The organism is Streptomyces sp. NPDC001700, assembly GCF_053596435.1.
The window spans coordinates 1-13,419 of record NZ_JBSFGE010000032.1; the positions used below are offsets into that span (position 1 = coordinate 1).

Annotated in this window: 10 protein-coding genes; 5 read left to right on the forward strand and 5 right to left on the reverse strand. The window is 71.5% G+C overall.

Annotated elements, in window-relative coordinates; genetic code table 11:
• Window positions 1-117: 117 nt before the first annotated feature.
• The 3 genes from ACWC5C_RS37020 to ACWC5C_RS37030 all read right to left on the reverse strand — a co-directional run bounded on the left by ACWC5C_RS37020 (window position 118) and on the right by ACWC5C_RS37030 (window position 4,464).
• Complete coding sequence (locus ACWC5C_RS37020; protein ID WP_450882884.1) at window positions 118-3,234, reverse strand: glycoside hydrolase family 2 TIM barrel-domain containing protein; 3,117 nt, start codon at window positions 3,232-3,234, stop codon at window positions 118-120.
• Window positions 3,235-3,422: 188 nt separating this feature from the next.
• Window positions 3,423-3,659, reverse strand: coding sequence for a hypothetical protein (locus ACWC5C_RS37025; RefSeq protein ID WP_385441978.1), 237 nt, complete (start codon window positions 3,657-3,659; stop codon window positions 3,423-3,425).
• Window positions 3,660-3,834: 175 nt separating this feature from the next.
• Complete coding sequence (locus ACWC5C_RS37030; RefSeq protein WP_450882886.1) at window positions 3,835-4,464, reverse strand: hypothetical protein; 630 nt, start codon at window positions 4,462-4,464, stop codon at window positions 3,835-3,837.
• Window positions 4,465-4,709: 245 nt separating this feature from the next.
• Here ACWC5C_RS37030 and ACWC5C_RS37035 point away from each other — a divergent pair, with 245 nt between their 5' ends.
• Window positions 4,710-6,590, forward strand: a complete 1,881-nt coding sequence (locus tag ACWC5C_RS37035; RefSeq protein ID WP_385441994.1) for an APC family permease — start codon at window positions 4,710-4,712, stop codon at window positions 6,588-6,590.
• 9 nt (window positions 6,591-6,599) lie between these two features.
• On the opposite strand, the gene ACWC5C_RS37040 is transcribed toward ACWC5C_RS37035, so the two are convergent.
• Window positions 6,600-7,112 (reverse strand): GNAT family N-acetyltransferase, encoded by a 513-nt coding sequence (locus tag ACWC5C_RS37040; protein ID WP_450882888.1) that lies wholly within the window; start codon window positions 7,110-7,112, stop codon window positions 6,600-6,602.
• Window positions 7,109-8,443, reverse strand: coding sequence for a radical SAM protein (locus ACWC5C_RS37045; protein ID WP_450882890.1), 1,335 nt, complete (start codon window positions 8,441-8,443; stop codon window positions 7,109-7,111). The genes ACWC5C_RS37040 and ACWC5C_RS37045 overlap by 4 nt, the downstream gene beginning before the upstream one ends.
• Window positions 8,444-8,570: 127 nt before the next feature.
• Between ACWC5C_RS37045 and ACWC5C_RS37050 the strand changes: the two genes are divergently transcribed.
• The 4 genes from ACWC5C_RS37050 to ACWC5C_RS37065 are packed head-to-tail and all read left to right on the forward strand — an operon-like array spanning window position 8,571 to window position 13,339.
• A complete protein-coding gene (locus ACWC5C_RS37050) occupies window positions 8,571-9,626 on the forward strand; it encodes an NAD(+)/NADH kinase (protein ID WP_450882892.1) in 1,056 nt (351 codons plus the stop codon).
• Between the two features lie 37 nt (window positions 9,627-9,663).
• A complete protein-coding gene (locus tag ACWC5C_RS37055; protein ID WP_450882894.1) occupies window positions 9,664-10,251 on the forward strand; it encodes a 2Fe-2S iron-sulfur cluster-binding protein in 588 nt (195 codons plus the stop codon).
• Entirely contained in the window at window positions 10,248-11,243 is a 996-nt protein-coding gene (locus tag ACWC5C_RS37060) for an FAD binding domain-containing protein (RefSeq protein ID WP_450882896.1), read from the forward strand. The genes ACWC5C_RS37055 and ACWC5C_RS37060 overlap by 4 nt, the downstream gene beginning before the upstream one ends.
• Entirely contained in the window at window positions 11,240-13,339 is a 2,100-nt protein-coding gene (locus ACWC5C_RS37065; protein ID WP_450882898.1) for a xanthine dehydrogenase family protein molybdopterin-binding subunit, read from the forward strand. Before ACWC5C_RS37060 ends, ACWC5C_RS37065 begins: the two co-directional genes overlap by 4 nt.
• Window positions 13,340-13,419: the final 80 nt, after the last annotated feature.

Consider the following 13,419-nt stretch of genomic DNA (forward strand, 5'->3'; position numbering starts at 1 on the left):
CCGGCGAGGACGCTCCGGCCATCCTGCGGCGCCAGTCGCTGCGGGAGTCGGCCGCCCGCACCTACGCCCGGGCGCTGCCCATCGTCCCGGTGCGCCGCACGGGCGAGGGGCGGTTCGTCAGGCTTCCGGGACGTCGAGCAGGACGATCCGCTGGGCGCCCTTGGCCTCCCCCGGGTACCGGCTGACCAACTCCAGGCGGAGTCGTGAGGTGCGGACGGGGGTGAAGGTGATGACGGTCGGGGTGTCGGATGCCTCGGCCCAGGTGATGTGTGCGTCGCGGACCGGGGTGTAGCGGTGGCCGTCCCAGGCGGAGACGGTGACCGAGGCGGGGAGTGAGTGCGTCGCGTCGAGGGTGAAGGACACTTCGGCGCGGCGCACTCGGCGTTTCTTGGCCCAGGTCACCGAGACCCAGTCGGTCTTCCTGGCCCCGTTGAAGGCGGGCAGCAGCGCGGTGGCGGGCTTGGTGAAGGCGTTGGACCAGCCGGTGGCGGGATCGCCGTCGAGCATGGCGGCGGGCAGTGTGGTGAGCGAGCCCGAGTAGCTGGCGTCGGCCAGTGGATACACCGGCGTGGCCGGGCCGGGGTCCGGGGTGAACGGCTGGGGCGGGGTGACCTTCGCGGATGTTCCGCCGGTGGCGCGGAGGGTGGCGGTGGCTTTACGCAGTCCCGTCGAGCGGGCGGTGATGGTGAGGTGTCCGGGCTTGGTGCCGGAGCGGACGATGGCCAGGGCCTTGCCGTGGAAGGCGGTGCGGGTGCTGGCCTGGTACCGCTCGGCGCTCTCCTGACGGCCGTTGTCGACGCCCGCCAGCGAGCCTCCGGACACGTCGAAGGCGATCAGGTGCTCGGCGTCGGGAACCACCGTGCCGTGTGCGTCGACCACTTCGGCGGTGATGAAGCACAGGGAGCGGCCGTCGGCGGTGATGGTCTTGCGGTCGGGGGTGAGCCGTACGGCGTGGGCGCGTCCGGCGGTGCGGAGCACATCGGTGGCCACCACCCGGCCACCTCGTCGGGCCACGGCCTTCAGCTCGCCGGGTGCGAACGGGACCTTCCAGGTGAGGTGGAGTTTGCCCGCGCTGCCGTTCGGGCTGGTGTAGCTGCCGGGGTAGGCGCCGGTGGTGACGGTCTTGTCGTCGCCGGTGGCCTCGGTGGTCTCCAGGTAGGTGCGGCCGTCGGTGGTCTTCTTGGTGTCGAAGCGGCGTATGCCGAGCGAGTCGCCGTTGAGGTACAGCTCCACGGTGTCCACGTTGGCGTACGCCCAGACCTCGACCGTCTCGCCCGGCCGGTGGCCGGTCCAGTCCATGGGCAGCAGATGGACCATGGGCTCGCTGGTCCACTGGCTCTTGAACAGGTGGTACATGTCCTTGGGGAACCCGGCGGTGTCCACCGCGCCGAAGAACGACGCCTTCACCGGGAACACGTCGTACGGGGTGGGCTCGCCGATGTAGTCGATGCCCGACCAGAGGAACTCACCGGTGAAGAACCTCCGGTCGCGGTCCTTCTTCAGCCCGTACTCACCGCTCATGGTCCACGAGGCGAGGTTGTTGTCATAGGAGGAGGGCTCGCGCTTGCCGGGGGTGTAGTTCTCCCCGGTGTTGAGGTGTTCGGGCTCCTGATAGGCCCCGCGCGAGGACGTTTCGGAGGAGGACTCGGACTCGAACAGGAACAGCTGCGGATAGCGGGCGTGCAGGGCGTCCACCGAGGCGGCGGTGTTGTAGTTGAGGCCCAGCCCGTCCAGCTTGGCGAGCATCAGGTCGGCGGCCGATCCCGGGGACGGCAGCGAGCGGTACTTGTCCGAGCCGATCACGACCGGCCGGGTGTCATCGGCCTTCCTGACGGCGTCGATCAGCCGCTCCGCCATGCCGAGTCCGGCGGTGCTGGTGGAGTCGGGGATCTCGTTGCCGATGGACCACATGATGACCGCGGGGGAGTTGCGGGCGGCCCGCACCATCTCGGTGATGTCCGCCTCGCTGTGCTCGTCGAAGAAGCGCCCGTAGTCGTACGGGTTCTTACCGGTGCGCCAGCAGTCGAACGCCTCCACCAGCATCACGACGCCGAGCCGCTCACAGATCTCGATCAGCTCCGGTGCGGGCGGATTGTGGGAGGTGCGCAGGGCGTTGACGCCCATGCTCTTCATGATGGTCATCTGGCGCAGCGCGGCATCGGCGTTGAACGCGGCGCCGAGCGCTCCGAGGTCGTGGTGGAGGTCGACGCCCCGGATCTTGGTGTACTCGCCGTTGAGGGTGAATCCCCGGTCGGGGTCGATGGCGAAGTGGCGGAAGCCGAAGGGGGTGCGGTAGCGGTCGGTGGTCCGGTCGCCGACCCGCAGCTCGGTCTCCAGGGTGTAGCGCACCGGGGTGTCGAAGGACCACAACTTGGGTCGGTCGACGGTGAGTTCCTGGGTGGCATCACGGGTGGTGTCCGCGCCGACGGTCAGCGTGGACCGGGTATGGGCGACCGTCTTCCCACCCGGATCCTTGAGGGTGGAGACGACGGTGACCGGTCTCTCCCGGTCCGACGCGTTGACCACGCTGGTGCGCACGCGCACGGTGGCGTGGCTTTCGTTCAGGGTGGGTGTGGTGACGTACGTACCCCACCGGGCCACGTGCACGGGGTCGGTGACCACGAGCCGGGCGTGGCGGTAGATGCCACTGCCCGAGTACCAGCGGCTGCTGGGCAGCTGGTTGCGCACTCTGACCGCGAGGACGTTGGGGGTGGTGCCGTCGGTGTGCACCACGTCGGTGAGGTCGAGGGCGAACCCGGTGTAGCCGTAGGGGTGGTTGCCGATGAGCTTGCCGTTGCAGTACACGTACGCGTCCATGTAGACCCCGTCGAACTCGACGGAGATCCGCTGGCCCGCGATCCCGGACGGCAGGGTGAAGGTCTTGCGGTACCAGCCGAGCCCGCCGGGCAGGAAGCCGGTGCCGCCTGTGGTGCCGTGCTCGGTGGTGGGGGTCTGCTCGATGCTCCAGTCGTGCGGCACCGCGACCGTACGCCACGCCGAGTCGTCGTAGCCGGGCTGCCGCGCGTCCTCGTGAGCGCTGTCCGGCTCCGCGTTCCCGTCCGGGGTGACGAGGGTGAACCGCCAGCCGTCGTCGAGCGGGATGCTCCGCCCGCCGGTCGCCCGGGGCGCCGCGGCCGCCGGGGTGGCCGCGTGTGCGGGGATGCCGGTGGCGAGCGTCCCCGCCATGGGCGCGGCGCTGCCGGCGATCAGCAACGATCTACGAGTGACCGCCATGGCGATCCCCTTCTCTTCGATTATGTTGCTTCTTGGGAGTGTCGAACGGCCTCAACTCCCCTTGGCTGAACAGATTCTGACAGTTTCGAACAGGTTGATGTCAAGGCCTCTACAAGAAAGAGAGGTGGCCCCCGCCCATGGCGGGGGCCACCTCGTGTGGCGGGGGGAGTCGGCGTCAGATGTCGGCCTCAGAGGTGCCGATGGTGGTGATGCGCGTCGGGGTCCTCCACCACCGGAGGCGTCGCGGTCGGCGGGACCACCCGGCGGCGCTTGTAGACACTGACGTACGCGGCCATGCCGATGAAGCCCACGACCATGAGGATCAGGCCCACCAAATGCACATTAAATCCACTGCTGTTCCAGTCCGTCGCGAAGGTGAGGATGCCTCCGATCGCGACCATGAGGATGCAACCGCCCAAGCCCATGAGTAACGCCTCCGAACATCAGTTAGCTCTTTTCCGGGCCGGTCCGCTCCCGAGTACCCATCAAAAGCCGGTCCATTCTCATGAGCTGGCGGCCTCGGAGAACGCGGCACGCCCCGGGGAGAACCACTCCCTCGGGGCGTGCCGTCTCGTCCGTCCGGTCGTCGGTCGGCGCGGGTCAGCCGGTGGGCGCGCCACCGGGGCTGGCCGGGACCTTGGGCATCGGGGTGAACACGTCGAGCCCCATCACGGCCGCGATCAGCAGGCCGATGACGCCGAGCGCCACCGCACCCCAGGCCACGGCCGAGACCCAGGTGGCGCGCGTGGTGCCCGAGGCCGACACGGCGGTGCGCTGCCGCAGCAGCACCACGGCGGCGATGACCACGGCCGCGAGGCCGAACAGCCCGTTGAGGAAGGCCGTGGTGTGCCACGGCGTGCCGTAGACCGCCTCGATCTGGTTGGCGGCGGACCCGGACTGGGCCTTGATCTGGCCGGTCAGCTGCGCACGCTCCTGCAGCATGGTGCCCAGCCAGGTGCCGGTGAGCGACGCGAGCCCCAGGCCCGCGGCGGCCACCGCGGCGGCGCCGGAGAACACCCCGGCAGAGGCCGCCGGGGCGGCGGCCGGAACGATCGCGGGCTCGTCGGCACGGTCCTCGGCACGGTCCGCTGCAGGCTCCTCGGCGGGAGCCTCGGTGTGCGATTCCTTGGTGTCGGAAACAGCGTTCGGGACACCCTCCGCCGTTGCTTCTTCGGCTTCTGCGGGCTGCGCTGTGCGGTCGGTCGGTTGATCCGTCTTGGTGGTGTCCATGGGGCGGACCGTAGGTGCCGAAAATGAGAGTCCGCTGAGAATGAGCCCCACACTCCGGCCGGGTGCGGCCGACCGGTGCGCTCGGGCCACTGCGCATACGCTGGCCAGGCAGTCTCACGATGGCTGAAACTCTTCGCCGCCACCGACAGGAGCACATCGTGACCGGCTCTCCTCACGGCCTCTCCGCCCCGCGGGGCGGACCGCGGCACCGGCTGCGCGCGTGGCTGCTGGAGGGCCTGACCGACATGGCCAAGCGGCAGCCAGGACCGCACGCAGAACCGGAGAGCGCGGACCGGGGCCGCCCGTGGTGGCGGGTGATGTGTCTCACCGGTCTCGACTACTTCTCGACCCTCGGCTACCAGCCCGGTATCGCCGCCCTGGCCGCCGGGCTGCTGTCCCCGCTGGCCACGGTCGTGCTGGTGGTGGTGACCCTGGCGGGCGCGCTGCCGGTCTACCGGCGGGTGGCCGCCGAGAGCCCGCACGGCCAGGGCTCGATCGCGATGCTGGAGCGGCTGCTGACGTTCTGGAAGGGCAAGCTCTTCGTCCTCACCCTGCTCGGCTTCGCCGCCACCGACTTCCTGATCACCATCACCCTCTCGGCCGCCGACGCCACCGCCCATGTGGTGGAGAACCCGCACGCCGATCTGCTGCACGGCCACGAGGTGGCCGTCACCCTCGTCCTCATCGGGCTGCTCGGCGCGGTCTTCCTCAAGGGCTTCACCGAGGCCATCGGGCTGGCCGTCGTGCTGGTGGCCGCCTACCTGCTGCTCAACGCCGTCGTGGTGGCGGTGGGGCTGTGGCACGTCTTCACCGCGCCGCAGGTGATCACCGACTGGACCGCCGCGCTCACCGCCCAGCGCGGCAACCCCCTGGTCATGGTGGCCGTGTCCCTGGTGATCTTCCCCAAGCTGGCGCTCGGTCTTTCCGGGTTCGAGACCGGGGTCGCCGTCATGCCGCACATCGAGGGCAAGCCCGGCGACACCGAGGAACGCCCCACCGGCCGTATCCAGGGCACCCGGAAGCTGCTCACCACCGCCGCGCTGATCATGAGCGTCTTCCTGATCACCTCCAGCCTGATCACGACCCTGCTGATCCCGCAGCACGCGTTCGAGCCGGGCGGCGCGGCCAACGGGCGCGCCCTGGCCTATCTCGCCCACGAGTACCTGGGCTCCGCCTTCGGCAGCGTCTACGACGCCGCCACCATCGCCATCCTCTGGTTCGCGGGCGCCTCCGCCATGGCCGGACTGCTCAACCTCATGCCCCGCTACCTCCCGCGCTACGGCATGGCACCCCACTGGGCGCGCGCGGTGCGCCCGATGGTGCTCGTCTTCACCCTCGTCGCGTTCCTGGTGACGTGGCTGTTCAAGGCCGATGTGGACGCCCAGGGCGGGGCGTACGCCACCGGTGTCCTCGTCCTCATCACCTCCGCCGCCATCGCCGTCACCATCGCCGCGCGGCGCGCCGGGCAGCGCGGCTGGACCCTGGGCTTCGGGGCCATCGCGCTCGTCTTCATCTACACCACCGCCGCGAACGTCATCGAGCGGCCCGACGGCGTCAAGATCGGCGCGTGTTTCATCGGCGGCATCATGGCCGTGTCCCTGCTGTCCCGGGCCGCCCGCGCCTTCGAGCTACGGGTCACCAGCGTCACCTTCGACGACATGGCCCAGCGCTTCATCCGCGACACCGCCCACCGCACGATCCGCTTCATCGCCAATAAGCCGCAGGCCTGTGACGTGGCCGAATACCGCGACAAACAGCAGGAGATCCGCGCCGACAACGACATCCCGCCCGAGGACGACGTCATCTTCGTCGAGGTCACCGTCGCCGACCCGTCCGAGTTCGAGAGCGAGCTGCGGGTGTGCGGAAAGGTGATGCACGGCCGCTACCGGGTGCTCACCATGGAGAGCGCCACCGTCGCCAACGCGCTCGCCGCGATGCTGCTGGCGGTGCGCGACGCATCCGGTCAGCGGCCGCACATCCACTTCGAGTGGACCGAGGGCAACCCCCTCGCCCACTTCCTCCGCTTCTTCCTCTTCGGCCAGGGCGAGGTGGCCCCCGTCACCCGCGAAGTGCTCCGCGAGGCCGAACCCGACCGCAACCGCCGCCCCCACATCCACGTCGGCTGAGCGGGCCTCTCACACCACGTCGGCCCGCCACCGGATCTCGCCGTCCTGGCGCTCCCCGGTGGGCGCGAGACCGGCGGCCCTGGCGACGGCCGCCGAGGCCTGGTGGCGGGGGTGGACGTGCGCGACGACCTCGGCCACGGAACGGGCCGTGAGCCACCCCACCAGGCCCCGGGCCGCCTCCGTGGCGTACCCACGCCCCTGCCACGGCGTGCCCACGACCCAGGCCACCTCGGCCGTGCGGGCGGTCGTGGGGCCGCTGAGGGTCGCCTGGACGGTGCCCACCAGACACCGTTCGGCAACGGCGTGGAGCACCCAGTTGCACCAGGCCACCTCGGGGTCGGGCGAGCCCGCGACCAGGCGTTCGTAACGGGTGCGCAGGGCCGTGGCGTCCAGCGGGGCGCCGCCGATGAAGGTGTGCAGGCCGGGGTCGGACAGCACCCCGGCCATCTCCGCCGCGTGCTCGATCCGCAGCGGCCGCAGCTCCAGCCGCGCGGTGGGGATGACCGCGGATAAGCCCGTCATTCCGACGCCGCCGCGACCGGCTCGTCGGCCGACAGGCTGTCCATGAACGAGCTGACCGAGAACACGGCCCGCCCCGGCCCGGCCGGGCCGTACCCCGGGGGCGAGGTCAGGCCGTACTCCTCCAGCGTCGCCCGGTAGGTCTCCAGCAGCCGGATGTGGTACTCCAGCGGCGCGCCCTGCGGGTTGGCCTTGCCGAGCGGCGTGGTCGGCTCCGGGCACCAGGTGGTGAACCGGGGCACGACACCGTTCGACATGAAGAACCGCAGCCCCTCGGCGGTCGAGTCGATGGCCTCGTCCACGCTGGTGAAGCCGAACGGCTCGGCCATCTCCACGCCCGCCACGAAGTTGGGGATCACATTGCGCGCCCCGAACACCTCGGTCGAGTCCAGGATCCGCCGGTGCCACTCGTCCCGGCCGACGTAGCGCTCCTTGCCCGGGCAGTACAGCTCGAACAGCCGCCGGTCCCACACCTCGAAGTTGGGGTGGTAGATGCTGATGCCGTAGTCGTGGAACCGCTGGACGTCGTCGCGCGGCAGCGCCTGCGCCACCACCTTGCCGATCCACCGGCCCGGGAAGCGCTCCTCGATGGCCTTCGCGTAGTGGCCGTAGAAGTCGGCCTCGTCGCGACCGCCGACGTGCGAGGTGATCGAGCCACCGGTGAGGGTGTACGCCTTCGAGGCACCGGCGGTGTCGTGGCGGTCGATGATGTCCAGCGCCTCCAGCACCTCCTCGACCGGCTTGACCCCGGTGTACGGGCGGCCCGCCGCCTTGTGCTGGCGCCAGTTGTGGTTGATGTCGCAGTACCCGCACTCTTCCTTGGCGCCGAAGTACTGGCACACCCGGAACACCGTCAGATAGACCAGATAGCCCCACTGGATGGTCGGGGCGACCTCCATCACCGACTTGCCGTTCGACAGCGTGTGCCGGTAGTAGTCCGGCATCGGCGGCAGCCCGACGTCCGCGATCCGGGTCCCGTCCAGATACAGCCCGAGCGACCCGTCCTCACCGGCCCGCACCACATACGGCGAGTCCGGGTTGACGCGCACCGACACCACCGTGCGCCGCAGCCCGTACGGCCCGCCGGTGAGCACGATCTCCTCCGGCGGCCGGTTGAGCGCGGCCGCCCCCAGCTCGGGCAGGGTGCGGTGGTCGAAGGAGAAGATGAAGTACGACTTCGGCTTGACGTCCCCGTCGTCGCCGCCGCTGAGCGCGGAGTCGTCGAAGGCCATGCCGCCGCGCAGCAGGTCCTCCTTGATCACCGCCTCCGGTGGCACCTGCGGGAAGCGCCCCATCAGCTCCTCGACCAGCGCGGTACGGTTCGGGCTCGTCATCTGCTGCACCCTCCCTGACTCGATCAGACTCGCCGCCACCCTAGAACACCCCCTGGAACAGCCGCGCCACCTGGATCGGCCCGCTGCCGGGCGCCGCGCGCCGGGGCGCTCTACGGTGGGGAGGAGGATGCCTGTCAACCGGCTCGGCCTGGTCGTCCACCAGGCCCGCCCCGCCGCCGTCGCGGCGGCCCGTGAGGCGCACTCCTGGGCCGCGGCGCGGGGCGTGTCCTGCACCGAGATCGACGTATGGCGCGGAGACCATCCGCGGCGCAGCGCGCAGGAGGAGTCCGCGGCGGCCGGGCACCCCGATCTCATCGTCACCTTCGGCGGCGACGGCACGTTCCTGCGCGGGGCCCGGATCGCCGTCACCGACGGTGCCCCCGCGCTGGGGGTGAACGTGGGCCGGGTGGGATTCCTCACCGAGATCACCCCTGGCGACCTGCGGCACGCCCTGGACGCCGTGCAGACGGGCCGCACCACGGTCGAGGAGCGGATGATGCTCACCCTGCGGGCGTCGCGGCCGCTGGACATGCCCGCCGGGATGGACGCGCTGCTGCGGTACGGACGCGGGCCGGTGCTGCCCCCGCCGAAGGTACGGCCCGGCAGCCCCGAGGAGGTCGGCTGGGGCGTGGCGCTGGACGTCACCGCCCTCAACGACGTGGTGTTCGAGAAGCTGGCCCGCGACCGCCAGGCCGGGCTCGCGGTGTATGTGGCGGGGCAGTTGCTCGCCTCGTACTCGGCCGACGCCATCATCGTGGCCACCCCCACCGGCTCCACGGCGTACAGCTTCGCCGCGGGCGGCCCGGTCATCTCCCCGCACATGGACGCGGTCGTCTTCACCCCCGTTGCCCCGCACATCGCCTTCGACCGCACCGTGGTGGCCGCGGTGGACGAGGCCGTGGCCATCCGGGTGCTGCCGCACTCCGGTCGGGTGGCCGTCTCCATCGACGGGCAGCTGCGCGGGGTGCTGGAGCCGGGCGACTGGGTGGCGGCGTACCGCGCCCCGGCCCGGCTGCGGCTGGTACGGCTGCGGCCCACCGAGTTCTACCACCGGCTGCGCGACCGCTTCCGGCTCGCCGACTCGCCCGCCGCCGACCAGGCCCCGCCGTTCTACCGGCCCCGCAGCCCGGTCCCCGGCGACCTCGCCCACCTGCGACTGCCCCCGCCACCGGAGGCGCGCTGAAGATGCGGGGCCCTGAACCCGGTGCCACGCTGATGGCGTGACAGCTCAGAGGTTTCACACCGATCTCACGCTGCGTGTCAACGGCGCCGACCGGCCCCTCACCCTCGACAATCGCGTGACCCTGCTGGACGCCCTGCGCGAACACCTCGCGCTGACCGGCACCAAGAAGGGCTGCGACCACGGCCAGTGCGGCGCCTGCACGGTCCTGGTCGACGGCGAACGGGTGAACAGCTGCCTGGTGTTCGCCGTGACGGCTGCCGGCCACGACATCACCACCATCGAGGGGGTCGCGGACCTCAGTGCCACCGGCGATCTGCACCCGCTCCAGCGGGCGTTCCTGGAACACGACGGCTTCCAGTGCGGCTACTGCACCCCGGGCCAGATCTGTTCGGCCATCGGCGCGCTCGCCGAGGCGTCCCGTGGCTGGCCCAGCCACGCCACCGAGGACGTGGCCGCAGGTGTCCGCGCGCCCGACACCCTGGACGACGACGAGATCCGGGAGCGGATGAGCGGCAACCTGTGCCGCTGCGGCGCCTACCGGGGCATCGTGGACGCCATCCGCGAGGCCGCCGGGTCCGACGGCCAGGGCGTGCCGGGCGCGCCGGTCCGGGGCGGTGTGCGATGAAGCCCTTCGCGTACGAGCGCGCCACCCGCCCCGAGGCCGCCGCCTCCCTCGTCGCGGACTCCACCGAGGCGGTGTACCTGGCCGGGGGCACCAATCTGGTCGACCTGATGAAGCTCGGCGTCACCGAGCCCGCCATGGTGGTCGACATCACCGGACTGCCGTACGACCGTATCGAGCACCGCGCGGACGGCGGGGTGCTCATCGGGGCGCTGGTGCCGGGCAGCGACCTCTCCGGCGACCGTGGCATCCGCGAGCGCTTCCCCGCCCTCGCGCAGGCACTGCTGGCCGGGGCCTCCGGACAGCTGCGGAACCGCGCGACCACCGGTGGCAATCTGCTGCAGCGCACCCGCTGCGTGTACTTCCAGGACGTCACCAAGCCCTGCAACAAGCGCTCCCCGGGCACGGGGTGTTCGGCCATCCAGGGCAGCCACCGCGACCTCGCGGTGATCGGCACCTCCGACTCCTGTGTGGCCACCAACCCCTCCGACATGGCGGTGGCGATGGCCGCGCTCGACGCCGTCGTCCATCTGCGGCGCGCCGACGGCAGCCCGCGCACCGTGCCGCTCGCCGACTTCTATCTGCTGCCCGGCGACACCCCGCACCGGGAGACGGTGCTGCAGGCCGGCGACCTCATCACCGGGGTCGAACTGCCCCCGCCGCCACCCGCCGCCACGCACTACCGCAAGGTGCGCGACCGCTGGTCCTACGCGTTCGCCGTGGTGTCGCTGGCCGCCGTGGCCGCCACCGACGGCGGGGGAGCGCTGCGGGAGATCCGGCTCGCGCTCGGCGGGGTGGCCCCCAAGCCGTGGCGCGCGCACAAGGCCGAACAGCTGCTCACCGGGCAGCGGCCGACCGAGGACGCGCTGCGGACCGCGGCCCTGGCCGAGTTCACCGCGGCCCGCCCGCTGCCGCACAACGCCTTCAAGGTCGGCCTCGCCGTGGACCTCATCACGGCCACCGTGCGCGACCTCGTGGAAGGGGAGGGGCGATGACCACACTGGAGCGGACCGTGGGCGCCGCGGTGACCCGGATCGAGGGGCGCGAGAAGGTCACCGGCACCGCGCTCTACGCGTACGAGTACCCCGTACCGGACGCCCTGTACGGCGTGGCGGTGCAGTCCACCATCGCCCGTGGCCGGGTGCGCTCCGTCGACTCCGGCGCCGCCCTGGCCCTCCCCGGGGTCGTCGCCGTGCTGGACAGCGGCAGTGTGCGGCGGCTGCGCCCGACCGACGACCCGGAGCTGTCCGTCCTGCAGTCCGCCGAGGTGGCCTACCGAGGGCAGATCGTGGCGGCCGTGGTCGCGGACACCTTCGAGACGGCCGCTCAGGCCGCGGCCGCCGTACGGGTCGTCTACGAGGAGGAGCCGCACGACGTCGGGCTGCGCGACGGCGATCCGGACATCTTCGTGCCCGACACGGTGAACGCCGGATACCCGGGCCGCACGGAGTCGGGTGACGTGGACACCGCGCTGGCGGCGGCTCCGGTCACCATCGACGCCACGTACACCACACCGCCCGAGCACACCAGCGCGATGGAGCCGCACGCCACCATCGCGGTCTGGGAGGGTGACACGCTGACCCTCTACAACGGCGACCAGGGGCCCTGGATGACGGCGAACACCCTCGCCGCCCTGTTCGGGCTCCCCGAGGGCGCCGTACGGATCGTGGCGGACCATGTGGGCGGCGGCTTCGGCTCCAAGGCGGTGCCCCGGCCGCCCACCGTGCTCGCCGCGCTGGCCGCGCGCGCCGTCGGCCGCCCGGTGAAGCTGGCCGCGACCCGGCAGCAGATGTTCACCATGGTCTCGTACCGCACCCCCACCCTGCAGCGGGTCCGGCTGGGGGCCGAGCGCGACGGCAAGCTCACCGCGATCTCCCACAACGCGCTCCAGCAGAGCTCCCGGCTCACCCCGTACTGCGAGCAGACGGTCGCCGCCACCCGCATGATGTACGCGGCGCCCCACCGCCGCACCATCCACCGCCTGGCGCAGTTGGATGTGCCCACCCCGTCGTGGATGCGGGCGCCGGGTGAGGCACCGGGGATGTTCGCGCTGGAGAGCGCGATGGACGAGCTGGCGTACGCGCTCGACATGGACCCCATCGAGCTGAGGGTGGTCAACGAGCCGTCCGTGGACCCCGAGACGGGGCACCCCTTCAGCAGCCGCAACCTGGTCGCCTGTCTGCGCGAGGGCGCGGCCCGGTTCGGCTGGGCGGGGCGCGACCCCCGCCCCGGCCGCCGCCGCGAGGGACGGTGGCTGGTGGGCACGGGTGTCGCGGCGGGCAACTACCCCGCCATCACCTGGCCCGCCACCGCGACCGCCCGCGCGGAGCCGGACGGGCGCTTCACCGTGATGATCGCCGCCGTCGACATCGGCACCGGGGCCCGCACCGCGCTGACCCAGGTGGCCGCGGACGAACTCGGCGTGGCCCTGGACCGGGTCACCCTGGACATCGGCCGCAGCTCTTACGGCTCGGCCCCCTTCGCGGGTGGCTCCATGGGCACCAGCTCATGGGGGTGGGCGGTGAGCAAGGTGTGCCGGGCGCTGGCCAAGCGGGTCGACGAGGTGTCGGGCCGGATCCCGCCCGGTGGCCTGGAGGCCCACGCGGACACCACCGACGACATCCGGGCCCGGAAGAACCTCTCGCGCCACGCCTTCGGCGCCCAGTTCGCACAGGTGCGGGTGGACACGGACACCGGGCAGGTACGGGTCGACCAGCTGCTGGGGATGTTCGCCGCCGGGCGCGTCATCAACGCCCGCACGGCCCGCTCGCAGCTGCGCGGCGGCATGTGCATGGGGCTGTCGATGGCGCTGTACGAGAACCTCGAACTCGACCCGAACTACGGCGACTTCGCCAACCACGACCTCGCCAGTTACCACGTGGCGGCACACGCCGATGTGCGTGATGTCGAGGCGCACTGGATCGAGGAGGAGGACGACCAGCTCAGCCCGATCGGCGCCAAGGGAGTCGGGGAGCTGGGCATCGTCGGGACGGCCGCGGCCATCGCCAACGCCGTCCATCATGCGACGGGAGTGCGGGTGCGCGACCTGCCGATCACCCTGGAGCGGGTGCGCACCGACCTGACACGCTGACCTGACGCCCTGACCTGGTGCGCTGACGTGGCACACTGAACGAGGCTTTTCGGTCAACCGTGTTGAAAGGCCCCGCCCGG

Coding starts and splice junctions, on each gene's coding strand:
- ACWC5C_RS37020 (WP_450882884.1), bottom strand. CDS start 3,234: ATGGCGGTCACTCGTAGATCGTTGCTGATCGCCGGCAGCGCCGCGCCC.
- ACWC5C_RS37025 (WP_385441978.1), bottom strand. CDS start 3,659: ATGGGCTTGGGCGGTTGCATCCTCATGGTCGCGATCGGAGGCATCCTC.
- ACWC5C_RS37030 (WP_450882886.1), bottom strand. CDS start 4,464: ATGGACACCACCAAGACGGATCAACCGACCGACCGCACAGCGCAGCCC.
- ACWC5C_RS37035 (WP_385441994.1), top strand. CDS start 4,710: ATGGCCAAGCGGCAGCCAGGACCGCACGCAGAACCGGAGAGCGCGGAC.
- ACWC5C_RS37040 (WP_450882888.1), bottom strand. CDS start 7,112: ATGACGGGCTTATCCGCGGTCATCCCCACCGCGCGGCTGGAGCTGCGG.
- ACWC5C_RS37045 (WP_450882890.1), bottom strand. CDS start 8,443: ATGACGAGCCCGAACCGTACCGCGCTGGTCGAGGAGCTGATGGGGCGC.
- ACWC5C_RS37050 (WP_450882892.1), top strand. CDS start 8,571: ATGCCTGTCAACCGGCTCGGCCTGGTCGTCCACCAGGCCCGCCCCGCC.
- ACWC5C_RS37060 (WP_450882896.1), top strand. CDS start 10,248: ATGAAGCCCTTCGCGTACGAGCGCGCCACCCGCCCCGAGGCCGCCGCC.
- ACWC5C_RS37065 (WP_450882898.1), top strand. CDS start 11,240: ATGACCACACTGGAGCGGACCGTGGGCGCCGCGGTGACCCGGATCGAG.